Annotated in this window: 22 protein-coding genes; 6 read left to right on the plus strand and 16 right to left on the minus strand. The window is 73.6% G+C overall.

Features of this window, described 5'->3' with window-relative positions; all coding sequences use genetic code 11:
• Nucleotides 1-46: 46 nt before the first annotated feature.
• A complete protein-coding gene (locus IH25_RS42185; RefSeq protein WP_245172731.1) occupies nucleotides 47-1519 on the minus strand; it encodes a hypothetical protein in 1473 nt (490 codons plus the stop codon).
• A 76-nt stretch (nucleotides 1520-1595) separates the two neighbouring features.
• Here IH25_RS42185 and IH25_RS43075 point away from each other — a divergent pair, with 76 nt between their 5' ends.
• The gene (locus IH25_RS43075; protein ID WP_079060191.1) at nucleotides 1596-1652 is read left to right on the plus strand and encodes a trp operon leader peptide; all 57 of its coding nucleotides are present in this window, start codon (nucleotides 1596-1598) and stop codon (nucleotides 1650-1652) included.
• Between the two features lie 94 nt (nucleotides 1653-1746).
• Nucleotides 1747-3603 carry an anthranilate synthase family protein gene (locus IH25_RS0108570; protein ID WP_030605578.1) on the plus strand — a complete coding sequence of 619 codons (1857 nt, stop codon included), beginning with the start codon at nucleotides 1747-1749 and terminating at the stop codon, nucleotides 3601-3603.
• A 176-nt stretch (nucleotides 3604-3779) separates the two neighbouring features.
• Here IH25_RS0108570 and IH25_RS0108575 read toward each other — a convergent pair whose 3' ends face one another.
• The 4 genes from IH25_RS0108575 to IH25_RS0108590 all read right to left on the minus strand — a co-directional run bounded on the left by IH25_RS0108575 (nucleotide 3780) and on the right by IH25_RS0108590 (nucleotide 7616).
• A complete protein-coding gene (locus IH25_RS0108575; RefSeq protein ID WP_030605580.1) occupies nucleotides 3780-4808 on the minus strand; it encodes a 6-phosphofructokinase in 1029 nt (342 codons plus the stop codon).
• A 118-nt stretch (nucleotides 4809-4926) separates the two neighbouring features.
• On the minus strand, nucleotides 4927-5604 hold the full coding sequence (locus tag IH25_RS0108580; protein WP_030605582.1) for a response regulator: 678 nt from the start codon (nucleotides 5602-5604) through the stop codon (nucleotides 4927-4929).
• Complete coding sequence (gene macS, locus IH25_RS0108585) at nucleotides 5604-6827, minus strand: MacS family sensor histidine kinase (RefSeq protein WP_030605585.1); 1224 nt, start codon at nucleotides 6825-6827, stop codon at nucleotides 5604-5606. Before macS ends, IH25_RS0108580 begins: the two co-directional genes overlap by 1 nt.
• Nucleotides 6828-6863: 36 nt before the next feature.
• Complete coding sequence (locus IH25_RS0108590; RefSeq protein WP_037654599.1) at nucleotides 6864-7616, minus strand: lysophospholipid acyltransferase family protein; 753 nt, start codon at nucleotides 7614-7616, stop codon at nucleotides 6864-6866.
• Nucleotides 7617-7721: 105 nt separating this feature from the next.
• On the opposite strand from IH25_RS0108590, the gene IH25_RS0108595 reads away from it, so the two are divergent.
• A complete protein-coding gene (locus IH25_RS0108595; RefSeq protein ID WP_030605590.1) occupies nucleotides 7722-8501 on the plus strand; it encodes an alpha/beta hydrolase in 780 nt (259 codons plus the stop codon).
• On the plus strand, nucleotides 8494-9129 hold the full coding sequence (locus IH25_RS0108600; protein ID WP_030605592.1) for a hypothetical protein: 636 nt from the start codon (nucleotides 8494-8496) through the stop codon (nucleotides 9127-9129). Before IH25_RS0108595 ends, IH25_RS0108600 begins: the two co-directional genes overlap by 8 nt.
• A gap of 64 nt (nucleotides 9130-9193) precedes the next feature.
• Here IH25_RS0108600 and IH25_RS0108605 read toward each other — a convergent pair whose 3' ends face one another.
• The 6 genes from IH25_RS0108605 to IH25_RS0108630 all read right to left on the minus strand — a co-directional run bounded on the left by IH25_RS0108605 (nucleotide 9194) and on the right by IH25_RS0108630 (nucleotide 14208).
• The gene (locus IH25_RS0108605) at nucleotides 9194-9940 is read right to left on the minus strand and encodes an endonuclease/exonuclease/phosphatase family protein (RefSeq protein WP_030605594.1); all 747 of its coding nucleotides are present in this window, start codon (nucleotides 9938-9940) and stop codon (nucleotides 9194-9196) included.
• Nucleotides 9941-10023: 83 nt separating this feature from the next.
• A complete protein-coding gene (locus IH25_RS0108610) occupies nucleotides 10024-10977 on the minus strand; it encodes an ROK family glucokinase (protein WP_030605596.1) in 954 nt (317 codons plus the stop codon).
• Nucleotides 10978-11044: 67 nt separating this feature from the next.
• Nucleotides 11045-11524 (minus strand): DUF5304 domain-containing protein, encoded by a 480-nt coding sequence (locus tag IH25_RS0108615; RefSeq protein WP_030605599.1) that lies wholly within the window; start codon nucleotides 11522-11524, stop codon nucleotides 11045-11047.
• Nucleotides 11525-11582: 58 nt separating this feature from the next.
• On the minus strand, nucleotides 11583-12755 hold the full coding sequence (locus IH25_RS0108620) for an ArsA family ATPase (RefSeq protein WP_030605601.1): 1173 nt from the start codon (nucleotides 12753-12755) through the stop codon (nucleotides 11583-11585).
• 78 nt (nucleotides 12756-12833) lie between these two features.
• Complete coding sequence (locus tag IH25_RS0108625) at nucleotides 12834-13277, minus strand: SRPBCC family protein (protein ID WP_030605604.1); 444 nt, start codon at nucleotides 13275-13277, stop codon at nucleotides 12834-12836.
• A gap of 133 nt (nucleotides 13278-13410) precedes the next feature.
• Nucleotides 13411-14208: a metallophosphoesterase family protein gene (locus tag IH25_RS0108630; RefSeq protein ID WP_030605606.1), complete on the minus strand. Its 798-nt coding sequence runs from the start codon at nucleotides 14206-14208 to the stop codon at nucleotides 13411-13413.
• Between the two features lie 295 nt (nucleotides 14209-14503).
• Here IH25_RS0108630 and IH25_RS0108635 point away from each other — a divergent pair, with 295 nt between their 5' ends.
• Nucleotides 14504-16300 carry an AMP-dependent synthetase/ligase gene (locus IH25_RS0108635; protein ID WP_030605608.1) on the plus strand — a complete coding sequence of 599 codons (1797 nt, stop codon included), beginning with the start codon at nucleotides 14504-14506 and terminating at the stop codon, nucleotides 16298-16300.
• Nucleotides 16301-16408: 108 nt separating this feature from the next.
• Here the strand turns inward: IH25_RS0108635 and IH25_RS0108640 are convergent, their stop codons facing one another.
• Nucleotides 16409-17554, minus strand: coding sequence for a glycosyltransferase family 4 protein (locus IH25_RS0108640; protein ID WP_030605610.1), 1146 nt, complete (start codon nucleotides 17552-17554; stop codon nucleotides 16409-16411).
• 128 nt (nucleotides 17555-17682) lie between these two features.
• Between IH25_RS0108640 and IH25_RS0108645 the strand changes: the two genes are divergently transcribed.
• The gene (locus IH25_RS0108645) at nucleotides 17683-18933 is read left to right on the plus strand and encodes a glycosyltransferase 87 family protein (RefSeq protein ID WP_030605612.1); all 1251 of its coding nucleotides are present in this window, start codon (nucleotides 17683-17685) and stop codon (nucleotides 18931-18933) included.
• Here the strand turns inward: IH25_RS0108645 and IH25_RS0108650 are convergent.
• From IH25_RS0108650 to IH25_RS0108665, 4 genes are all read right to left on the minus strand, one after another.
• Nucleotides 18909-20093 carry a hypothetical protein gene (locus IH25_RS0108650; RefSeq protein WP_245172732.1) on the minus strand — a complete coding sequence of 395 codons (1185 nt, stop codon included), beginning with the start codon at nucleotides 20091-20093 and terminating at the stop codon, nucleotides 18909-18911. The two genes, IH25_RS0108645 and IH25_RS0108650, sit on opposite strands and share 25 nt — an antisense overlap.
• Before the next feature lie 27 nt (nucleotides 20094-20120).
• A complete protein-coding gene (locus tag IH25_RS0108655; protein WP_030605616.1) occupies nucleotides 20121-21128 on the minus strand; it encodes a C40 family peptidase in 1008 nt (335 codons plus the stop codon).
• Nucleotides 21129-21396: 268 nt separating this feature from the next.
• Nucleotides 21397-22470 carry a C40 family peptidase gene (locus tag IH25_RS0108660; RefSeq protein ID WP_030605617.1) on the minus strand — a complete coding sequence of 358 codons (1074 nt, stop codon included), beginning with the start codon at nucleotides 22468-22470 and terminating at the stop codon, nucleotides 21397-21399.
• A 234-nt stretch (nucleotides 22471-22704) separates the two neighbouring features.
• Complete coding sequence (locus IH25_RS0108665) at nucleotides 22705-24048, minus strand: NYN domain-containing protein (protein ID WP_030605619.1); 1344 nt, start codon at nucleotides 24046-24048, stop codon at nucleotides 22705-22707.
• Nucleotides 24049-24070: the final 22 nt, after the last annotated feature.

Raw genomic sequence — 24070 nt, forward strand, 5'->3', positions numbered from 1 at the left:
GCGCGGGAGGCGCGCGGCGGACCGCCCGGACCGTCGCATCCGGCCGTCAGCGCCGGCCCTGCACCGCCGGGTCGTCGAAGCCGACGGCGAAGACCGCGCGCAGGGAGAGGTTGTCCACGCCCTGGTAGCCCGTGCAGGCGTTGTCCTTCTCGGTGATGACCGGGAAGTCCGTCTCGTGCGCGGCCCGCAGGGCGCTGCCCGCGCAGATGCCCTCGGTCTGCCCCCACAGCTCCTCCACCTGGGTGGTGCCGAGCCGGGGCCAGTAGCTCAGGGCCTGCGGCGGGCCCACCGCCCAGTTGCCGCCGGCCGCGCAGCTCGTCGTGGCGCCGGTGTCGCCCGCCCAGGTGTGCGAGAACACACCGGGCTTGGTGCCGCACCCCTTGTGGAAGGCGAAGTTCAGCACGCCCTGGCCGTCGGTCCAGGTCATGCCGCCCTGCAGGCCCCGGTAGCGGGAGGCCGCGTAGGCGTCCTGGATCACGGTCTTGCCGCCGGACATGTTCAGCAGCCCCGGATAGGAGGCCGACCCGGACGGGTTCAGCTGGTAGCGCACCACGCGTCCGCCGTCGGTGCCGCCGTACCACTCACCGGTGACGAGCTTGTACGGGCCGCCCCCGGTCTTGTCCAGCGAGAGCCACGAGAAGCACAGGTACTGGGGATCGATGACCTCGCCCTTGCAGGAGGAGGGCACGCCCGCCTGCTTGTAGTAGTGCACCTGCGGCACGACGTAGGGGTAGCCGCAGGCGCTGGAGCGGCCACCGCTGTCGACGCCGTAGGTGTGCACGTCGGAGCCGTAGCGGTCGACCTTCGCCATGCGGTCGATGTCGAAGACCCGGATGCCGTTCGTGGTGTCCGTCACATAGATGTAGTTGCCGTACCAGACGATGCCGCCGCCGTGGCCGGTCACCAGCTTGAAGTCCGTGCCCGAGCCGGTGGGCTCGGCGAGGAAGACGTGGCGGTACTTGGCGGTGTCCCGGTCCAGGAAGGTCAGCTTCAGCATGTTCTGCGTCGTGCAGCCCTCCGACTTCTCCTCGGAGAGGACCTCGTAGTGCCAGGAGACCGCTGTGACGTGCCGGCCCTGGATCGCGCCGTCCCCGCCGTCGGCGGCGCCGGTGGTGCTCAGTCCCTGCGGCCACCAGTGCGGGGTGGTGTCGTCGGTGTGCGCGTGCGACCAGCACCAGGCCGTCTTGGTGGCGACGGGCGGCAGCGCCTTGGTCACGTCACCGGTGCAGGCGCGCATCGAGCGCAGGTTCAGCCAGGGGTCGGTCGCACCCGCGGAGTTCTTCGTGTAGTCGGTGGTGACGACGTCGGTGAGCGTGGCGTGGTCGGTGAGGACGTTGTTGTAGAGGTTGTTCGCGGCGGAGACGGTGCTGGTGTCGGTCAGCTTGAACTGGTCGGCGCCGAGCGAGAGTTTCGTCATCGTCGGCGCGTCCACCGCCGACGCGGGCTGGGCCGTGAGGCCGGTCGTCAGGAGTGCCGCGGTGGCCGCCAGCGTGGCCAGCAGCCTGGATCTGAATCCCATGCGAACTTCCGTGCAGAAGGAGTGGTACATGACAAACGAAGCCAAGATCGTAACGCGGTGCGGTAGGGTTCCCGGCATGTTCGCGCCTTCGATCCAGAACTGGTGGTGGACCGCTTCTCCGGCGGCCCACTGATCGCGCGTACGACGACTTCGCGAAGGCCGCCCGAGGGGCGGCCTTCGGCGTGTCCGGGGCCGTTCCTCACCCACACCGACGGAACGAGGAACCCATGGACCTGGCACGGCTCGCGCACGACGACCGCCCCTTCGCCCTGCTCCGCCGCCGCACCCCGGGCCGCGACGAGCAGCTGGTGGAGGTGCTGATCGGCCCGGTGACCCGGCGGGAGAGGCTGGCTGCCCTGCCCGACGAGGGGCTCGCCCTGGTGCCGTTCCGGCAGCTGGGCGAGCGCGGCTTCGACGTCCGCGACGACGGCACCCCGCTGCTGGTGCTCACCCCCGAGGAGACGTACGAGCTCCCGCTCGCCGAAGCGCTGGACGGGCTGCCCGCGCACGCGGTGCGGGTCGAGGACGGCGGCTTCGACGTGGACGACGAGGAGTACGGCGAGATCGTCGGCCGGGTGCTGCGCGAGGAGATCGGCCGGGGCGAGGGCGCGAACTTCGTGATCCGGCGCACGTACGAGGGCCGGATCCCCGGTTTCGGCCGCGCGGACGCGCTCGCGCTGTTCCGGCGGCTGCTCCAGGCCGAGCGGGGCGCGTACTGGACGTTCGTGGTGCACACCGGGGACCGGACGCTGGTGGGCGCCAGCCCCGAGGTGCACGTGCGGATGAACGGCGGCACGGTCGTCATGAACCCGATCAGCGGCACGTACCGCTATCCGGCCGGCGGCCCCACCCCGGAGGACCTGCTGACGTTCCTCTCCGACGCCAAGGAGACCGAGGAGCTGTCGATGGTCGTCGACGAGGAACTGAAGATGATGTGCACCGTCGGCGACATGGGCGGGGTGGTCGTCGGCCCCCGGCTGAAGGAGATGGCGCACCTCGCGCACACCGAGTACGAGCTGCGCGGGAAGTCCTCGCTGGACGCGCGGGAGGTGCTGCGGGAGACCATGTTCGCGGCGACGGTGACGGGATCGCCGGTGCAGAACGCCTGCCGGGTCATCCAGCGGTACGAGACCACCGGGCGCGGGTACTACGCCGGGGCGCTGGCCCTGCTCGGGCGGGACGCCGGGGGCGCGCAGACCCTCGACTCGCCCATCCTGATCCGCACCGCCGACATCGGCGGTGACGGCCGGCTGCGGGTGCCGGTCGGGGCGACGCTGGTGCGCGGCTCCGACCCGGCCGGCGAGGTCGCCGAGACCCACGCCAAGGCGGCGGGCGTGCTGGCCGCCCTCGGGGTGCGGCCCGCCCGGCCGCGGGCGGAGCGGGAGCTGCCCCGGCTGGCCGACGACCCCCGGGTGCGGGCCGCGCTGGACGGCCGGCGGGCCGGGCTCGCGCCGTTCTGGCTGCGGATGCGGGAGCGGCCCGCCGGTCTGGCGGGGCACGCCCTGGTGGTGGACGGCGAGGACACCTTCACCGCGATGCTGGCGCACGTCCTGCGCGCGGGCGGCCTGGAGGTGACCGTCCGGCGCTATGACGAGCCCGGGCTGCGCGCGGCGGTGCTCGGCCACGAGGGGCCGGTCGTCCTCGGGCCCGGCCCCGGGGACCCCCGCGACCTCGCCGACCCGAAGATGCGGATCCTGCGGGAGCTGGCCGCCGAGGTGGTCGGGACGCACCCGCACGGGGTGCTCGGCGTCTGCCTCGGGCACGAGCTGATCGCGGCGGGGCTGGGTCTGGACATCGTGCGCAAGCGGGTGCCGTACCAGGGGGCGCAGACCGTGATCGACCTGTTCGGGCGCAGCGAGACCGTCGGCTTCTACAACAGCTTCGTCGCACGCTGCGACGAGGCGGCGGCCCGGGAGCTGGCCGCGCAGGGCGTGGAGCTGAGCCGCTCGGCCGACGGCGAGCTGCACGCCCTGCGCGGCCCCGGCTTCGCCGGCGTCCAGTTCCACCCGGAGTCGGTACTGACACTGAACGGCGCGACGATCGTGCGCGAGCTGGTGTCCGGGCTGCACCGCACGGCGGTGTAGCCGCGGACGGCCGGAGCGCCGAGGGGGGCGCTCCGGCCGACGGCCAAGTCGCCCCGGGCGGTCCGGCCGGCCGCCAAGTCGCCCCGGGCGGCCGGTCGACGGTCGAGTCGCCCCGGGCGGCCGGTCGGCGGTCGAGTCGGCCGGGGACGGCCGGGGCCCGGAGGGCCGGGTAGGGGTCAGCCGAAGAAGACGCCGGCCTCCTGGTACAGCTTCGGGTCGACCGTCTTCAGGCGGGCCGTGGCCTCGGTGAGGGGGACGCGGACGATGTCGGTGCCGCGCAGGGCGACCATCCGGCCGAAGTCGCCCTCGTGCACGCAGTCGATGGCGTGCAGGCCGAAGCGGGTGGCGAGCCAGCGGTCGAAGGCGCTGGGGGTGCCGCCGCGCTGGACGTGCCCGAGGACCGTGGTGCGCGCCTCCTTGCCGGTGCGCCTCTCGATCTCCTTGGCCAGCCACTCGCCCACCCCGGACAGCCGGACGTGTCCGAAGGAGTCCCGCGAGTCGTCCTTGAGCACCATCTCGCCGTCCTTCGGCATGGCGCCCTCGGCGACGACCACGATCGGCGCGTAGGAGTCCCGGAACCGGGAGGTCACCCAGTCGCAGACCTGGCCGACGTCGAAGCGCTGCTCGGGGATGAGGATGACGTTGGCGCCGCCGGCCAGTCCGGAGTGCAGGGCGATCCAGCCGGCGTGCCGGCCCATCACCTCCACCACCAGCACCCGCATGTGGGACTCGGCGGTGGTGTGCAGCCGGTCGATGGCCTCGGTGGCGATGTTGACGGCGGTGTCGAAGCCGAAGGTGTAGTCGGTGGCGGACAGGTCGTTGTCGATGGTCTTCGGCACACCGACGCAGGGCATGCCGTACTCGCCGGACAGCCGTGCCGCGACCCCGAGGGTGTCCTCGCCGCCGATCGCGATGAGCGCCTGGATCTCCTGCTTGGCCAGGTTGTCCTTGATCCGGCGGATGCCGTCGGACACCTTGAGCGGATTGGTCCGGGAGGAGCCGAGGATGGTGCCGCCCCGGGGCAGGATGCCGCGCACGGCGGGGATGTCGAGACGGACGGTGTCGTTCTCCAGGGGACCGCGCCAGCCGTCCCGGAAGCCGACGAAGTCATGGCCGTACTCCTGCACGCCCTTGCGCACGACGCCCCGGATGACGGCGTTGAGCCCGGGGCAGTCGCCGCCTCCGGTCAGTACTCCGACCCGCATGGAAATGTCCCTTCACCGCGGTTACCTGACGCCTGGTCACGCTAATGGTGATTCAGGTCACACCGGGATAGGCGAGAAGGGTGATTCCGGGGCGTACGCCGGATGCGCCCCGTGCGCCCTACTCCTCGTCGAGTCCGCGCTCTATGGCGTACCGGACCAGCTCCACCCGGTTGTGCAGCTGGAGCTTGCCGAGGGTGTTCTGGACGTGGTTCTGCACGGTGCGGTGGGAGATGACGAGGCGTTCGGCGATCTGCTTGTAGCTCAGCCCCTTCGCCACCAGCCGCAGCACCTCCGTCTCCCGGTCGGTCAGCCGGGGGGCGCCCGGCTCGTCGGCGTCCGCGGCGGGCGCGGGTTCGGCGGCCAGCCGCCGGTACTCGCCGAGGACCAGCCCGGCCAGGCCCGGGGTGAACACCGGGTCGCCGACGGCGGTGCGGCGCACCGCGTCCAGCAGTTCCTCGGTGGAGGCCGACTTCAGCAGATAGCCGGTCGCGCCGGACTTCACGGCCTCCAGCACGTCCGCGTGCTCGCCGCTCGCCGACAGCACCAGGACCCGCAACGCCGGGTTGTGGCCGACCAGTTCCTTGCACACCTGGACGCCCGGCTTGGCCGGCAGGTTCAGGTCCAGCACCAGGACGTCGGGCGCGGCGGCCCTGGCCCGGCGGACCGCCTGCTCCCCGTCGCCGGCGGTGGCCACCACCTCGAAGCCGGACTCGGCCAGGTCCCGGGCGACCGCGTCCCGCCACATGGGATGGTCGTCGACCACCATGACCTTGATCGGGTCCTGCCGCTGCGTCATCACCGTTCCGCCTTCTTGCCCCGCGCCCGCACGGCGCCCTTGGGTACCTTCAGTTCGACCTCCGTGCCCTGTCCGGGCACGGAGAGGATCTCGGCGCTGCCGCCGAGGTCGCGCAGTCTGCCCCGGATGGACAGGGCCACCCCGAGCCGGCCCTCGCCCTCGGCCTGCGCGAGCCGGCCCTCGGGGATGCCGGGGCCGTCGTCCCGTACGGTGACGACGATCTCGTCCGGCTCGTCCTCCACCAGGATCCAGGCCCGGGCCCCCGCCCCGGCGTGCGCCCGTACGTTGTCCAGCGCGGCCCCGACCGCGGCGGCCACCTCCCGGGCCGCGTCCGGCGGCAGCGGCACCGGGGCGCCGGGCTCGGCCAGGCTCACCCGGGCGCCCGCGTACGGCGCGAGCAGGGCGCGCAGATCGAGCGGACCGTCGTCGTCCGGCTCCTCCACCGCGCGGACGACGGCACCCTCCGCCAGGTCCTCCGAGACCCGGGAGACCGGGACCAGGCCGCCCGAGACCAGCGTGCGCAGGGCCACCTCCTGCTCCCCGGCCAGCCGGCCCAGCTCGGCCGCCTCGCCGCCCAGGGCCGCGCCCCGGCGCTTCACCATCGCCAACACCTGGAGCACGCTGTCGTGGATGTCCCGGGCCAGCCGCTCCCGCTCCCGGGTCGCGGCCTCGATCTCCAGCGCGCGGGCGAGGGTGCGCTCGGAGGCGCGGGCCACCTCCACCACGTAGCCGATGGCGATGGAGGCCACCCAGACCAGGATCACGTTGTGCACGGTGTCCCGGGCGGGGTGACCGCGCTCCACCAGGTTGACGGCGGCCACGGCCGTGGAGGCGATGGCCGCCCAGCGCCAGCCGCCCTTGACGGCGAAGGCCAGCACCGCGCCGGCGGTCCAGATCGACGGCAGGGTGGGGCCGCCGCCCGCGATCCGCTGGTGGCTGTCGGCGAACGGGGTGAGCAGGATGCCGGCGAGGGCGACGGCCAGGTCGGCGGCGAGGAAGCGCGGGGTGCAGCTCGCCGCGCCGGACACCTTGGGCAGGGTGGCCAGGGTCCACACGGCCAGGACGGCGTAGTAGGCGACGGCGACCCAGGGCCGGGTGAACTGGTCGTACGCGGTGGCGCACAGGCCGATGGCGTACAGCATGGTCAGGACGCGGTAGCCGGCGAGCGCGCGCCACAGCGGCAGCTCGACCGACATCCGCAGGACGCGTTCGCGCTTGGGCATGCCCCGCTTCCCCCGATTCCCCCGGTTTCCCCCCGGCTACTGCCCGGCCTGCTTCTTCCCCGCCTTCTCCGCCTTCTCCGCGTCCTTCGCCGCCTTCGCCGCCTTGGCGGCCTCGGCTATCTGCCGTTTGGCGGCGGTGGCGTACATGTCGACGTACTCCTGGCCGGACAGCTTCATGATCTCGTACATGACCTCGTCGGTCAGCGCGCGCAGCACGAACCGGTCGTGCTCCATGCCCTGGTAGCGGCTGAAGTCCAGGGGCCTGCCGATCCGGATGCCGGGCCGCATCAGCTTCGGCACGACCTGGCCGGGCGGCTGGATCTTCTCCGTGTCGATCATGGCGACCGGGATGACCGGCGCCCCGGTGGCGAGCGCCACCCGGGCCAGGCCCCCGGGCTTGCCCCGGTACAGCCGGCCGTCGGGCGAGCGGGTGCCCTCCGGGTAGATGCCGAACAGCTCGCCGCGCTCCAGCACCTCGATGCCGCTGCGGACGGCCGCCTCACCGGCGCCGCGCGCCCCGGAGCGGTCCACCGGGAGCTGGCCGACGCCCTTGAAGAAGGCCGCGGTGAGCCGGCCCTTGACGCCCGGGGTGGTGAAGTACTCGGCCTTGGCGATGAACGTGACCTTGCGGTCCAGCACGGCCGGCAGGAAGAACGAGTCCGAGAAGGACAGATGGTTGCTGGCCAGGATGGCCGGGCCGGTGGCCGGGATGTTCTCCAGGCCCTCCACCCAGGGCCGGAAGGCGACCTTCAGCGGCCCGCCGATGGCGACCTTCATCGTGCCGTACAACACCCGTGTGCCTCCTGTTTCCGTCGGCAAGACCTTAACCCCAAGGACCGGCAATGGTCCCGACGACCCTGGTCGGTGTCCGTGCGGTCGCGTACGGTGAAGCACATGCCAGTTCTCCCCGGAGCCGAGCCGTACCGCCACGAGGGCGGCGAGGTGGGCGTCCTCCTCTGCCATGGCTTCACCGGCTCACCCCAGTCGCTGCGCCCCTGGGCGGAGCACCACGCGGCCCACGGGCTGACCGTGTCCCTGCCGCTGCTGCCCGGTCACGGCACCCGCTGGACCGACATGCAGCTCACCACCTGGCAGGACTGGTACGCGGAGGTGGACCGCGAACTGCGCGCGCTCACCGAGCGCTGCTCCCGGGTGTTCGTGGCGGGCCTGTCGATGGGCGGGGCGCTGGCCCTGCGGCTCGCGGCCCGGCACGGCGGCCGGGTGGCGGGCGCGGTGGTGGTCAACCCGGCGAACAAGGTGCACGGTCTGTCGGCGTACGCCCTGCCGGTGGCCCGGCACCTGGTGCGTTCCACGAAGGGCATCGCCAGCGACATCGCCAAGCAGGGCGCGGCGGAGCTGGGCTACGACCGGGTGCCGCTGCACGCGGCGCACTCGCTCAGGCGGTTCCTGCGCCGGGTGGACGGCGAGCTGCCCCAGGTCACCCAGCCGTTGCTGCTGCTGCGCAGCGCCGAGGACCACGTCGTCCCGGCGGCCGACTCGGCGCGGGTGCTGAGCCGGGTGTCCTCCCGGGACGTCACGGAGATCGTGCTGGAACACAGCTACCACGTGGCGACGTTGGACGTGGACGCGGACCGGATCTTCGAGGAGAGCCTCGCTTTCGTCGGCCGGCTCGCCCCCGGTGTCGGCAAGGAAGGGACGGCCGCAGTTGGCTGAGCACGACTCCGACCGTGAAGGCCGTGAAGGCCGTGAGGACCGCGAGGGCCGTGAGGAGCGCGACGGCCGGGCCCACGACGGCCCCGAGGCCCGTGAACCGGACCGGCAGGAGGTGCCCTTCGACGAGGACGCCGCCTGGCGGGCCATCGTGGCCGGGTTCGGCGAGGAGCCGCCCGACCCGCCGGGCGCCCGGCCGTTCAAGGCCGTGGAGGACCTGGCGCTGCTGGAGAAGAACGTGGCGCCGGACACCGGCAAGGACGCCGGGGGCGAGGAGCCGCCCCCGCGTCCGCTGGGCGGCTCGGTGTCCTTCGCGCCCGGTGTCGGCCCGCGCGACTTCGCGTTGGCCGAGCCCTCCGAGGACGACTTCGGCGAGGACGACGAGGGTCATTTCGTACCGCCGGAGCCGCCGCCGCTGCCGACCGCGGACACCACCGCCCGGTTCGCCTGGCTCGGTGTGGTCGGCGGGCCCGTCCTGCTGCTGCTGGCGGTGCTGCTGCGCTGGGACATGACCTGGTGGCTGGCGACCCTCGGGATCGGCGGCTTCCTCGGCGGCTTCGTGACGCTGGTGGCCCGGATGCGGACCGACGACGAGCAGGACGACGACCCCGGGCGCGGGGCGGTCGTCTGAGGCGGCCGGCCGAAGCGCTACGACGGCTCCGGGCCGCCGGGAAGCTCTGCGACGCCGGGAAGCTCTAGGACGCCGGGACGCGGAGGGCGGCCAGCACCGGGAGGTGGTCCGAGGCCGCCCGCAGGTCCGCCTCGCGCACGCCCGGCTGGTCCAGGGGCACCCCGCAGCCGAGCACCTCGATGCCCTTGGTCGCGAAGATCGCGTCGATGCGCTGGTGCGGTTCGGCGGGGGTGGAGGTGAACTCGCCGCCCCACGGCGCGGCCGTACGGCAGTCCGTCAGACCGGCGGCCAGGCGGCGGAAGGTCGGGCCGTCGGGGCGTTCGTTGAGGTCGCCGCCCGCGATCGCGTGCTCCGTCCCGAGTCCGGCGAGCCGGTCGAGGAGCATCCCGCCCTGCTCGTAGCGCTCCTGTCGCTGGAGGGACAGATGGCAGCTGAGCACGCCGAGGCGGGCGCCGCCGAAGCGGACCACCGCCGTGGCGAAGCCGCGCCGGTGCAGGCCCGGGGTGAGGGGCAGCAGGATGTCCTCGGTGCGCTCGACGGTGGCGCGCAGGCCGCACAGGATGGCCGGGCCCGCCGCCGTGCCGCCCCCGGTGAGGATGACCTGGCCGGAAGCCGCCGCGAGCCGGGCCAGCTTCTTGCGCCAGCGGAAGAAGCGGGGGGCCTCCTGGAGCAGGACCAGGTCGGGGGCGCAGGCGGTGATCACGCGGGCGAGGGCGGCGGTGTCGTCGCGCATCGAGCGGATGTTGTAGCTCAGGACGCGGATGGTGGCCGAACCGTCGGGCTCTGTCGCGGAGTCGGGGAGCAACGCCATGTGGATCAATGTACGCCCCGCGGTTCGGGGCGCGAGGCCGGGGGCGACCGCCGGTCACGCCCCTTCCCCGCGCCCCGCGCGTGCTACATGACCGGGTCGGGCTCCCGGGCCAGGTCCGCGGCGCCGACCATGCCCGCCTTGTTGCCGAGCTGGGCGGCGATCACGTCGGCCACCGGGCGCCAGTTGCCGCCCACCAGCCAGCGCTTGTACGACTTGCGGATCGGGTCGAGGACCAGGTCCCCCTCGTCGGAGAGGCCGCCGCCGACGATGAACGCGGACGGGTCGAAGAGGGAGGCCAGGTCGGCGAGGCCGGCGCCGGCCCAGCGGGCCAGCTCGCGGTAGGAGTCGACGGCCACCGGGTCGCCCTGGCGGGCGGCCATGGAGATGTGCTTGCCCTCGATGCCGTCGGGGGTGCCGTCGCCGAGCGCGAGGAGGACCTCGGCGCGCTCGGGGGTGGCGTTGGCGCGCTGCTTGGCGTAGCGGACCAGGGCGCGGCCGGAGGCGTACTGCTCCCAGCAACCCTGCGAGCCGCAGCCGCACAGCAGGCCGTCCGGGACCATCCGGATGTGGCCGAATTCGGCCGCCACGCCGAAGTGCCCGCGGCGCAGCTTGTTGCCGATGATGATGCCGCCGCCGAGGCCGGTGCCGAGCGTGATGCAGATGACGTTGCGGTGGCCCTTGCCCGCGCCGAACCGGTACTCGCCCCAGGCGGCGGCGTTGGCGTCGTTCTCGACCACGACCGGCAGGCCCGTGCGCGCCTCGACCTTCTCCTTGAGCGGCTCGTTGCGCCAGTCGATGTTGGGCGCGAAGTACACCGTGGAGCGCTGGCGGTTGACGTAACCGGCCGCGCCGATGCCCACGCCGACGATCTCGTGCCCGGCCCGCGCACCCTCCACCGCCGAGGCGATGGCGTCCACGATGGCCTCGGGCGTGGTGGGGGTCGGCACCTTGAAGGTCGAGAGGATGTTGCCTTCCTCGTCGACCACGCCGGCCGCGATCTTCGTGCCGCCGATGTCGACGCCGATGGTGAGTCCCATGAATCCCTCAGTTTCGGTCGAGCCCCGCTACGGCCAACCGTACCCGAGGCCCCGCCCCGGCAGAGCGTCAGTCCAGGTCGATACGCTCCCCGGGACCGGCGCCCGCGCCCCCGTCGCCCCGGTCCGGCCGGTCGCCCGCCGGGTCGGCGGTGCGCTCGGTCCAGCGCCGCTCCTGGCCCTGGACGGCCGAGCGGTAGGCGGCGAGCAGTTCGCCACCCGCCGCGGCGAGATGGTCGAAGACGTCCGGGTTGCGCTCTATGACGGGTTCCACGGCGGCCCTGGCCTGCTGGACGACTTGGCGCACCATCTGCTGGGCGGCCGGTCCGGCGAGGCCGCCGAGCAGGGGGGAGCGCAGGTCGGACAGCTTGTCGGCGACCGCGTCCACCAGCTTCCTCAGCTCCTCGGCGGCCGAGCCCGGCGGCGGTCCGTGCTCGGTGCGGCGGCGGGCCTGCTCGGCGGCGAGGTCCTCGGCGCAGGCCGTGGCCCAGGCGTCGGCGTCGGTCGCCCGCTCCGGCGGCGGCTCGTGTGCGGGGCGCTCTTCGCTCATGGCGGACTCCTGACTACCGGTTCGCCTTTACGACGTTACCCGAACGGGCGTGCCCGGTTCACCGTCCGCCGGCGGGCCACAGGGCCGGGTCCGGGGCGAACCGGATGCGCAGTTCGCCGTCGCGCAGTCCGGCACCGGCGACGGTGCAGCGGCGCAGCGCGGAGGGCAGCGGAACGATCCGGCGGAAGGGGCCCGTGGTGATCACGAGTTCGTCGCCGCGCCGGACGAGGTCCAGTTCGTCCCGTATCGCCCCGGGCAGCGGGAGGTGCCAGACCAGTACGCCGTCCTCGGCGATCCGGTCGGTGACGGGCCACTCGACCGGGGCGGACGCCGGAGCGGCGGCGGGCACGGCGAGCGCGGTGAGGTCGTCGCCGCCCTGGGGGTCGCGGCCGAGGTGCGGGGCGGGGTGGACGTCGTACGCCTCCCGCCACTCGGCGAGCGTCTTGCGCTGCTGGGCGGTCAGTCCGGAGAGCCAGGGGTCGCCGGCGGTCTCGGGCACGGTGCGGTTGGCGATCAGGGCCTCGGTGGCGAGGCCGCGCAGGGCGAGGCCGAGGGTGGCGGTGCGCAGGGCGTCGGCGCCGGCCGGGCCGGGCTCGGCGACCAGGCGTACGGCGGTCGCCCGGTCGGTGAGGACGGCCTCGACCGCGGCCAGTTCGACGTCCCAGCGGGCCGCCGTCTCGTACAGCCACTCGGCGGGCATGGGGACGCCGGCCAGCCGGCCGAGGACCGGGCGCAGGGCGCGGGCGGCCTGCCGCTCGGGCGGCAGCAGGCGGCGCAGATAGCGGCGCAGCTCCTCGGGCAGGCCGAGCAGGGCGAGGGCCCGCAGGAGCGGCGGGAGGTCCACGACGAGCAGGTCGTAGCGCTCGGAGAGGGCCGCGTCCCGCAGGGCGCGCAGGAAGGACAGTTCCTCGGCGCCGGGCAGCGGGGTGACCTCCTCGGCGTCCAGGCGGGCGGCGCCGAGCAGGTCGAGGACGTTCTCGGCGCGGGTCTGGAAGGCGGTGAGGTCCCGCCGGAAGCCCTCGGTGGCGTCCGGGCGCCAGACGGTCAGGTGCGGCGCGGCCTCGGCGGGGGCCGGTCCTGTCGGGGTGCCCAGGGCCGCGCCCGGGGTGTCGGTGCGGTCGGCGCTCAGCAGGAGGGTGCGGTGGCCCGCACGGGCGGAGGCGAGCGCGGTGGCCGCGGCGACGGTCGTCCGGCCACTGCCGCCCGGGCCCATGATCAGGAGGGTGCGCATGAGGCTGAACCGTACCGTCGCGGGCGGAGGGAGAGCCGGGGAGGCCCTGCTCCCGGGGGCGTCGAAGGCTTCGGGGAGCTACTCCCCCAGGGACTCGACCCGCTGCTTCAGGCCCGCCAGCGCCCGGTCGATGACGACCTTCTCCGCCTTGCGCTTGATCATGCCCAGCATGGGGATCTTGACGTCGACGGTGAGCTGGTAGGTGACCTCGGTGGCGTCCTGGCCGGCCGGCTTCAGCAGGTAGGAGCCGTCCAGGGAGCGCAGCATCTGGGACTTGACCAGGGTCCAGGAGACCTCGTGGTCGCCGTGCCAGGTGTAGGCGAGGGTCTGGTCGTCCTTGATGGCGCCGGCGTCCATGACGAGGCGGACCCGCTCGGCCCGGCCGTGCTCGTCGGCGGAGAGGACCTCGGCCTCCTTCACCTCGCCGGTCCAGTCCGGGTAGCGCGCGAAGTCGGCGATCACCGCCATGACGTCGGCGGGGGCCGCCTCGATCGTGATGCTCGAACTGGTGTGTTCCGCCATCGCCGTGGCTCCTCCGGATGCGCGCCGTGTGGGAGAGGTCGTGTGTGCGCCGGGCCGCGCACGTGTGTGCAGCGTGAAGGCTACCGCGCCGCCGACCTGCCGCCTTCACCCCGCCCGCGGTCCCCGCGGCGCCTCACCACTCCAGTGCCCAGGGGGTGCCGGTGCCCGCGAAGTGACCGACGTTCACGCACTCGGTGGCGCCGATCCGCATCCGGCGCGCGAGCGGCTGGTGCACATGGCCGAAAAGGGCGTACCGGGGCCGGGTGCGGCGGATGGCGTCCAGCAGGGCCCGGCTGCCCCGCTCGAAGCGGCGGGCCACGGTGTCGTAGACGAGTTCGGGCACCTCGGGCGGGATGTGGGTGCACAGCACGTCGACCTCGCCGACGGCCTCGATCTTCGCCGCGTACTCCTCGTCGCCGATCTCGTACGGCGTGCGCATCGGGGTGCGCAGGCCGCCGCCGACGAAGCCGAAGGTCCACCCGCCGATCTCCACCCGCTGCCCGTCCAGGACCGTGGTGCCGGGCCGGGCGTACTCCTGCCAGAGCTGCGGCATGTCGACATTGCCGTAGGTGGCGTACGTCGGGGTGGGGAACGCGGCGAACAGCTCTTCGTACTGCCGGCGCACCGCCTTCTCGATGGCGGCGGCCCGGTCGGTGCCGATGCCGCCCCACAGCCGGGCGCCGAACTCGCGGGCCTCGGCGAACCGGCGGGCGGTGCGCAGCTCGACGATGCGGTCCGCGTTCTCCTTGCCGAACAGGTCGGGGAAGATGCCGCGCGAGTGGTCGGCGTAGTCCAGGAAGAGGACGAGGTCGCCCAGGCAGATCAGGGCGTCGGCACCGTCGCCGGCCCGGGCCAGATCGCGGGCGTTGCCGTGCACGTCGCTGACCACATGGACCCGGGTCCGCCGGTTGCCGGTGCGTGTGGATGCCATGGTGATCAAGAGTAGGCGTGTGGGGTGGAGGTGAACAGTGCCGGTCCCGCCTGCGGTTACTCGCCGGTCGGTTGGGCCGTGGACTACTGTGCGCGAAGGAAAGCCCGCGTGTGTGACGCACCGAACATCTCGCCGGGACCCCCTGTCCTAGACGCCATACCGGCGGGTAACGTCCGGGCAGTCCACTCGTGCTCGGATTTCGGCCACCCGGGAACCCGAGCACCTGCCCAGCCTTGGACCGCACCGTCGCATCGCACAACGTCGTGGCGCCGGCGCCCTATGAGGAGCAGCAGTCTTGCGCGAGTTCAGCCTTCCGGCTTTGTACGAGGTCCCTGCGGACGGAAATCTGACCGATATCGTCCGCAGAAACGCCGCGCAGCATCCCGACGTCGCCGTCATCGCCCGCAAGGCGGAGGGTGTCTGGCAGGACGTGACCGCCCGGGAGTTCCTGGCCGAGGTGCACACCGCGGCCAAGGGTCTGATCGCCGCCGGGGTGCAGCCGGGCGACCGGGTGGGCCTGATGTCCCGGACGCGCTACGAGTGGACGCTGCTGGACTTCGCGATCTGGAGCGCGGGCGCCGTCACCGTGCCGGTGTACGAGACGAGTTCGCCGGAGCAGGTGCGCTGGATCCTGTCCGACTCGGGCGCGACGGCCTGTGTGGTGGAGCTGGACAATCACGCGGCGGCCGTGGAGTCGGTGCGCGAGTCGCTGCCCGCGCTGAAGCACGTGTGGCAGATCGAGTCCGGGGCCGTGGCCGAGCTGGCCCGGCTCGGTCAGGGCGTGTCGGACGAGACGGTGGAGGAGCGCAGCTCGCTCGCCCGGGCCGACGACCCGGCGACCATCGTGTACACCAGCGGCACCACCGGCCGCCCCAAGGGCTGTGTGCTCACCCACCGCAGCTTCTTCGCCGAGTGCGGGAACGTGGTGGAGCGGCTGCGACCGCTGTTCCGCACCGGTGAGTGCTCCGTCCTGCTCTTCCTGCCCCTCGCCCATGTCTTCGGGCGGCTGGTGCAGGTGGCGCCGATGATGGCGCCGATCAAGCTGGGCTGTGTCCCGGACATCAAGAACCTCACCGACGAACTCGCCGCGTTCCGGCCGACGCTGATCCTCGGTGTGCCCCGGGTCTTCGAGAAGGTGTACAACGCGGCGCGCGCCAAGGCGCAGGCCGAGGGCAAGGGGAAGATCTTCGACAAGGCGGCGGACACCGCGATCGCCTACAGCAAAGCGCTGGACACCCCGTCCGGCCCGTCGTTCGGCCTGAAGCTGAAGCACAAGCTCTTCGACAAGCTGGTCTACGGCAAGCTGCGCGCGGTGCTCGGCGGCCGGGGCGAGTACGCCATCTCCGGCGGTGCCCCGCTCGGCGAGCGGCTCGGCCACTTCTTCCGGGGCATCGGCTTCACGGTGCTGGAGGGGTACGGCCTGACCGAGTCCTGCGCGGCGACCGCGTTCAACCCGTGGGACCGGCAGAAGATCGGCACGGTCGGGCAGCCGCTGCCCGGTTCGGTGGTGCGGATCGCCGACGACGGCGAGGTGCTGCTGCACGGCGAGCACCTGTTCAAGGAGTACTGGAACAATCCGGGCGCGACGGCGGAGGCGCTGGCCGACGGCTGGTTCCACACCGGTGACATCGGCACCCTGGACGAGGACGGCTATCTGCGCATCACCGGCCGGAAGAAGGAGATCATCGTCACGGCGGGCGGCAAGAACGTGGCCCCGGCGGTGATCGAGGACCGGATCCGGGCGCACGCGCTGGTCGCGGAGTGCATGGTGGTGGGCGACGGGCGGCCGTTCGTGGGCGCGCTGGTCACCATCGACGAGGAGTTCCTGGGCCGTTGGGCCGCCGAGCACGGCAAGCCGGCGAACTCCACGGCGGCGTCGCTGAAGGACGACCCGGAGCTGCTCGCGGCGATCCAGGCGGCGGTGGACGACGGCAACGCGGCGGTGTCGAAGGCCGAGTCCGTGCGCAAGTTCCGTGTGCTGCCCGCCCAGTTCACGGAGGAGTCGGGCCATCTGACGCCGTCGCTGAAGCTGAAGCGGAACGTGGTGGCGAAGGATTACGCGGACGAGATCGAGGCGCTGTACGCCAAGTGACGCGCGCCTAGGGGGGATCGTCATCGGCGGGCGCGGGTCGTCCCTGGTTCTCGCGCCCGCGCGGCGGCAGCCGCACACCCGCCTCGGCCCGCGCCCCTTCCGGGCGCCTCAGTCCAGCAGTGTCCGCAGGTTCTCCGCCAGCAGGTCCCAGCGCCACTTCTCCTCCACCCAGCGGCGGCCCCGCTCGCCCATCCGCCGTCGCAGGTCCGCGTCCTGAAGGAGGGTCACGACGCGGTCGGCGGCCTCGGCGGGTTCGCCGCCCCTGACCACCCAGCCGGTCTCGCCGTCCAGGACCGCGTCGGGGGCACCGCCCGAGTCGCCCGCGACGACGGGCAGGCCGGTCGCGGAGGCCTCCAGGTAGACGATGCCCAGGCCCTCCACGTCCAGGCCGCCGCGCCGGGTGCGGCAGGGCATGGCGAACACGTCCCCGGCGCCGTAGTGGGCGGGCAGCTCCGCCCAGGGCACGGCGCCGGTGAAGCGCACCGAGCCGGCGACGCCGGTCTCCCGGGCCAGGCGGCGCAGGTCCCCTTCGTAGGGGCCGCCGCCGACGATCAGCAGGACGGTGTCCGGTTCGGCGGCCAGGATCCGGGGCATGGCCCGGATCAGGGTGTCCTGGCCCTTGCGCGGCACCAGCCGGGAGACGCAGACGACGACCGGCCGGTCGGTGAGGCCGAGCCGGGCGCGGACCGCGTCGCCGCCGGAGCCGGGGTGGAAGGTCTTCTCGTCCACGCCCGGCGGCAGTTGCACCATCCGCGCGGCCGCCTCCGGGGTCAGGGCGGTGGCGATCCGGGAGCGGGTGTACTCGCCGAGGTAGGTGAGCGTGTCCGTGGACTCCCCGATCCGGCCGAGCAGTCGGCGGGCGGCGGGCAGCTGGGCCCAGCCGGCCTCGTGCCCGTGCGTGGTGGCCACCAGCCGCTCGGCGCCGGCCCTGCGCAGCGCGGGAGCCATGAGGCCGAGCGGGGCCGCCGCGCCGAACCACACCGCGGTGCAGCCGTGCTCGCGCAGCAGCCGGGCCGCGCGCCGGGTGGCCCCCGGGGTGGGCAGCAGCATGGTGGCGCGGTCGCGGACGACGGTGAAGGGCTGCTCGGCGTCGAAGGCGGCGGTGGCCTCGGCGCCCTCCCGGCCGCGCTTCCAGGTGGAGGCGTAGACGACCAGCCGGCCGGGGTCCAGGCGCAGGGCCATGTTGTGCAGGAAGGCCTGGATGCCGCCCGGCCGGGGCGGGAAGTCGTTGGTGACGATCAGGGTCTTTCGCATCGCCGCCGACCCTACCGAATGGGCCGTCCCCGGCCGGGCGCGGCCGGGTCTGTGGCCCGCGCACAGGGTCGGGGGACATCATGGTCGCTCGAAGCGGATTCGAGCGGATTCGAACGGCAGGGGAGCACGTGGAGACGAAGGGCGCCGGACGGTCCCCGCTGTGGCTGCTCGCGGCCTGGGCGGTGACCCGGGCGGCGCTGCTGCTGTTCGTGTTCCGGGTGTACGTCTTCCCGGGCCCGGACGTCACCTCGGACGTGTCGGTGATCTACCGCGGCTGGTACGAGGTGCTGCGCCAGGGAACGTTTCCGCTGGACGACGTGACCTGGCAGTACCCGCCCGCCGCGGCCCTCGCGGTCCTCTCCCCCGCCGCCCTGCCCTTCCTGTCGTACGCGCACGCCTTCTTCACGCTGGCGTGCCTGTCCGACGCCGTGGTGCTGGCGCTGCTGGCGTACGCGGGCGGGCGGCCCGGCCGGTCGCCGCGCGGGGCCTGGGTGTGGGTGGCGGGCGTGCCGCTGCTCGGGCCGACGGTGTACGCCCGCTACGACGTGATGGTGACCGCGGTGGCCGTGGCGGCGCTGCTGGCCGGGGCCCGGCATCCGCGGGCGCTGGGGGCGCTGGCGGCGGCCGGGGCGCTGATGAAGGTGTGGCCGGCGCTGCTGCTCGCCGGTGCCGTCCGGCGGCGGGCGTGGGGGGCGGCGGCGGTGACCGGGGCGGGCGTCGGGCTGCTGTTCGCGGTGTCCATGCCGGGCGCCTTCGCGTTCCTGACCTTCCAGCGGGAGCGGGGCACCGAGGTGGAGTCGCTGGGCGCCCTGGTCTTCCATGTGGCCCGGCACTTCGGCTGGCGCGGCGAGGTGCTGCTGAACTACGGCTCGATCGAGTTCCTGGGCCCGTGGGTGAACGTGGTGAGCACGGCCGCGCCGGCGCTGACCGCGGCCGCGTTCGGCTGGCTGCTGCTGTGGCGGCTGCGGGCGCGGGAGCTGACGGGGGCCGTCCTCGCCGACGCGGCCCTGACGGCGGTCCTGCTGTTCACGGTGACCAGCCGGGTGCTCAGCCCGCAGTACCTGGTGTGGCTGGTCGGCCTGGCCGCCGTGTGCCTGACCCGCCGGGCGAGCCGGATGACAGGGCCCGCGCTGCTGATCGTAGGGGCGTCGTTCCTGACGGTCCTGGAGTTCCCGCTCGGCTTCTCGCACGTGGTGGTGAGCGACGGCTACGGCATCACGCTGCTGGTCCTGCGCAACGCCCTGCTGATCACGGCCGCCCTCACCGCGGCCCACCACCTGTGGCACACCACCGTCCCGCCCCGCCCGTCCACCCCACAGCCGCCTCGGCCCGGCCGGACCACGGGGAAGGGCGCTCAGCCGAGGCGGGTCGTGACGTAGTTCCGCCAGCGGGCGGTGAACTCCTGCGGGGTCGTGTCGAGGGTCTCGCGCAGGGCCTCCTCGACCGCTCCGGGCCGTTCGGCGTGGGCGCCGACGGCGCGGTAGAAGGCGCCGAGCCGGGCCGCGCCCCACTGCTCGGCGATCATCCGGCAGGCCAGCCAGCCGCTCTCGTAGGCCCGCGCCAGCTTCACGGGGTCGCTGGTGAAGCCGAAGTCCTTGTCGTCGGGCAGTGAGCGGGGCACCTCGCCCGCCCGGACCGCGCGGGCCAGTTCGGGGGCGGCCTCGGCCGGGGTGCGGCCGGTGTCGAGGTAGCCGATCCAGTCGGCGTAGCCCTCGGACAGCCACAGCGGGGTGGCGGCGGAGGTGTCCGCCCGGGTGGCGACGTGGGTCGTCTCATGGGTGAGGACGATCTGCTTGCCGGCGTCACCGAGCATCGCGTACGCCTCCGGGTTGACCACCACCCGGTCCGCGGGCGCCCGCCCCGAGCCGCCCGCCTCCCCCGTGGTGACCGCCGCGATGCCCTTGTAGTCGGCGGCCGGCGCGCCGAGGAGGGCCGCCATGCCCGCCAGCGACTCGGGAACGAGGACGACCACCCGGCGGCTCCAGTGCGTGCCCCACACCCCGGAGACGGCCGGGACCGCCCGGTCGGCCAGCCGCGCGAACCCGCTCAGTCCGGTGGAGCCACTGGTGCCGAGCACGAGGCTGTGCGCGCCCCGCACGGCGCTCACCGTGCCCTGGTCCCACAGCTGCTGCCCGGCCTCGCGGGCGGGCCGCTCGGTGGCGACGTACCAGTGGCCGTCGGCGGTCCGGCTCAGGGTGAGGGTGCGGCGGGCGTCGACCGGGGCCCTGTCGTAGCCGGCGACGCGGTAGCTCAGCTCGGCGTCGGCGGTGGCCCCGGAGGCGGTGCGGCGCACGGCGGTGACCCGGTAGGCGAAGGAGGCCAGCGGCAGGGCGCGCAGCCGGGTGTACTGGGCGCGGGTGCCCGTCGCGGCGTACGCCTGCTCGTCGTGGCCCAGCAGTGCGGCCGAGCGCCGGTCCAGCATCCGCTGCACCTCGGTGCGCACCGGATCGGCCGCCGGCCGCCCCTCGCACCCGGTGAGCGGCAGCAACAGCGCGAGCCCTACGGCTCCGATCCTCCACGCCCGCCCGCGTCCAGCCACTTCCCGATGGTACGGCGTACGGCCCGGTCAGGGCCGGGTGACCGAGGAGACCGGCATCATGCCGACCGGGTCGTAGCGCACCGGAGCGCCGGGGTAGGGGGCGTGGATGACCTGGCCGTGGCCCGCGTACAGGGCGACATGGCTGGCGTCGGAGCGGTAGACGACCAGGTCGCCGGGGCGGGCCTGGGAGAGTGGGACCCGCCGGCCGGCGAACCGCTGCTCCTGCGAGGTGCGCGGCAGCCGGATGCCGGCGTGCGCGTACGCCCACTGCGTCAGGCCCGAACAGTCGAAGCCGGAGGGGCCGTTGGCACCCCACACATAGGGGCGGCCGAGGGCGGCGCGGGCGGCGGCCAGGGCGGCGGCGGCCCGGCCGTCGGGGGTGTCGGCGCCGGCCGGGCCGGGCAGGTCCGGGCGGCTGCCCCGGGAAGCCCGGTCCAGGGCCGCGCGTTCACCGGCGGACATGGCGGCGATCAGCTGCCGGGCCCGGGCGAGCTTGCGCTCCACGGTCCGCTTGTGGGCGGCCACGGCCCGGCGACCGCGCTCCAGTTCGGCGAGGACGTCGGCGGCCTCCGCGCGCTCCTGGGCAAGTTCGCGCAGCGCGGACCGCAACTCCCGCAGCCGGCCCGCCTGCCGGGCCCCGAGCCGGTCGAGCAGGGCCGCCTTGTCCAGGTAGTCCTCGGGCCCGGCGGAGAAGAACAGGGCCACGGCCGGGTCGATGCCGCCGGACCGGTACTGCGCGCCGGCCAGCGAACCGAGCTGTTCGCGCAGGTCGTTGACGCGCTGCTGCTGCCGGGCCAGGTGGTCCCGGGTGAGGCGCAGCCGCCGGCGCAGTTCACCGGCGCGCTCGTCGGCCTCGTCGTAGGCCTGGGTCGCCTTCTCGGCCTCCGCGTACAGCCGGTCCAGTTCGGCGCGGCCACCGGTGTCCGGGGCCGCGTGGGCCGGTACGGCGCCGAGTGCCGCCGCGGCCGACAGCACGCACAGGGCGGCGGCGCCCCGGTCGAATCCGGACGGTGCAAGGCGGCGATGGGACCCCACGGCAGTCCTTCTGCTGGCGGACGTCTGACCGTTGCCCCGGCGCCGGGGACGGGGAGGCCCCGGCGCCGGGAAACGCGGCAGACAGTAGCCGCGCGCGGGGGCCCGGACCAAAGACCTCGGCGTCAACACATGCTGACGCCCCGCCGCTGACGCAGGTCACCGGCGGGGCGTGGGGTCAGTTCCGGTTCCGGTGATTCGCCCGTTCGGGCGCCACCGGGTCCGCGTGTCGCGGGGGTGCCGGACGCGCACGCCCCACGTGTCACACGTGTCAGACGCGCACGCCCCACATGAACGGACCACCGATGGTGCTCATGGACTCGTACCGGACGACCGTGCCGGTGCGCGGGGCGTGCAGGACCTGGCCGTTGCCCGCGTACAGGCCGACGTGGTGCAGGTCGTTGAAGAAGAAGACCAGGTCGCCGACCTTCAGATCGCTGACCGAGGTGATCCGCGTGCCGATCTGGGACTGGGCCTCGGAGGTGCGCGGGATGGAGACGCCGGCCTGGGCGTAGGCCCAGGAGGTCAGGCCCGAGCAGTCGAAGGAGGAGGGGCCGGTGGCGCCGTAGACGTACGGTGAGCCGAGCCTGGTCTGGGCGGCGGAGAAGGCCGACTGGGCCCGGCCGGAGCCGGGCAGGGACCCACCGAGGTCGGGGCGCTCGGTGCCGCCGCCGGTGGAGCGGCTGGCGCGGTCCTGGCTCTCCTGGGCGCGCTTCTGCTCCTGCTCGGCGAGCTGCTGCTTCTCCTTGGCGGTCAGGGTGTTCAGCAGCCGCTGGGCCTCGCCGAGCTTGGCCTGGACTTCCTTCTTCTTGTTGCCCAGTTCGGTGCGGGTGGCGGAGAGGTCCTTGAGCTTCTCGGTGGCCTCGGCCCGCTCCTGGGCGAGTTCGCGCTGCTTGTCCTGGATCTTCTTCAGCGCGTCGACCTGCTGGCTGCTCAACTGGTCGAGCGTGGACGCCTTGTCGAGGTAGTCGTCCGGGTTCGAGGACAGGAACAGCTGGACCGACGCGTCGATGCCGCCGGAGCGGTACTGCGCGGTGGCCATCGAACCCAGGCCGTCGCGCAGCTTGTTGAGCTCCTCCTGGCCGCGGGCGACGTTGTCCTGGATGGTGGAGATTTCCTTCTGCAGCTTCTGCTGCTTCTCCTTGGCGCCGTTGTACTTCTCGGTCGCCTGCTCGGCCTGCTCGTAGAGCTTGTCGACCTTCGCCTTCACCTCGTCCTTGCTCAGCTTCTCGCTGGGGGCGGCGTTGGCGGCGTTCGCGCTGAGCGCGACGGCAGCGGCGGCTGCGGTGGTCAGCACGGTCACGCGGGTGCGACTCGGCTGCTTGGGTCGACGGTGGGACGCCACGGAGGGGGAACTCCTTCTTGAGAGTGATCACCCGTTCGGAGGTTCGAGCCAGACCCTAGTGACCTAGTTGTGATCAGTTCAAATCCTCACGGCAAAAAACTCCGTCACGCCATGCATTCTTTGCACACAACTCACGTGCAGTGAGACATGTCTGACCCTACGTCGCGTGACGACAGGGCCAATTCGGGCGTTACCGGCCGCTGTTGGACCTTCGGGACACCGTCAGGACAACCCTCAGGACAACCGCTTCAGAAGCACCGCGGAAGCCACCGGCCGGGCACCGGCCTTGGCGACCCCGTCGGCCACCTCGCGGTCGGTGGAGGCCACGATGACCGGGCGCCCCGGCGGTTCGGCGCGCACCAGCTGCCGGATCAGCTCGTCGGCGGTCACACCCGGCTTGGAGAACAGCACCCGCACCCCGCGCGGCGGCGCGAGCAGTACCGGCGCGGCCAGTTCGGCGCCGTCGAAGACACAGGTGACCTCCGCGCCGGTCTGCGCGGCGAGCGCCGAGAGCTGGCCCAGCAGTCTCAGCCGCTGCTTCTCCAGCGGCATCTGCGGATAGCCGGTCTTGGTCACGTTGTAGCCGTCGACGACCAGATGCACCTGCGGCAGGGCCAGCAACTGGTCGAGAATGGCCGGGTCGTTCTCCGACAGGGCGCGCGCCGCGATGTCCTTCGGGGTCATCCGGCCCGGCTCCACCGCGTCGACCGTCTCGGCCGGGCGCACCGACACCGGCGGCAGGGCGAGTTCGCGCCTCAGCCCCTGGGTGGCGTCCAGCAGGGTGTCGAGCAGCAGCCGTACCCGCATGTCCTCCACGCTGCGGCCCTCCCGGGCCGCCCGGCGGGTGGCCTCCAGCGCGGCCTCGGCCTCGCCGAGGCGGGCCTTGAGCCGCCGGGACTCGCTGTCCGCGGCCGACACCCTCGCGTGCGCCTCGGCGCGTACGGCGTCGATCTCGCCGTGTGCCTTGCGCAGCGCGGCCTCGCCCCGCTTGACGTCGCTGAGCGCGGCGCGCAGCTTGCGGTGCAGCGACTCCGCTTCCTTCCGCGCCGCCTCCAGCTCGGTGCGCAGCCGTTCGGTCTCGGTGCGGGTGTGCTCGCGGGCCTGCGCCAGCTCCGCGCGCAGCCGCTCCAGCTCGGCCCGGCTCTCCTCGCCGGCCCGCTCGGCGTCCGCGCGCTGGGCCTCCTCGCCGGCCGCGGTGACCAGCTTGACCCAGCCCGCCGGGCGCAGCACATAGGCCGCGGCCGCCACGTCGAGCGGGTCGGCGGCCGGGGGCGGGGAGCCGGCGTCGAGGGCTCCGGCGAGTTCCGGCTGCGCCTCCCGGAAGCGCTCGCCGATCCGCTGCCGGAACAGCGCGTCGGTCTCCAGCGCCGCCGCCATCGCGTTCCCGGCGAACTTCGCCCGGCGATTCGGGGCGAACCTGGCGTACTGCCTCAGCTGGGCGGGCAGTTCCGTCAGGGTCAGCCCGCCGAAGCCGTCCGACACGATCTGTACGACCCGCCGGCGCACGCCGTCGGGCAGCGGACGGTCAAGCACCTCAGCGGTGCCGTCGCCCGGCCCCCCGCCTGCGGTCTCCACCATCCGTCACACACCCCAATACCGA

Source organism: Streptomyces achromogenes subsp. achromogenes, from assembly GCF_000720835.1.
GTDB lineage: Bacteria > Actinomycetota > Actinomycetes > Streptomycetales > Streptomycetaceae > Streptomyces > Streptomyces achromogenes.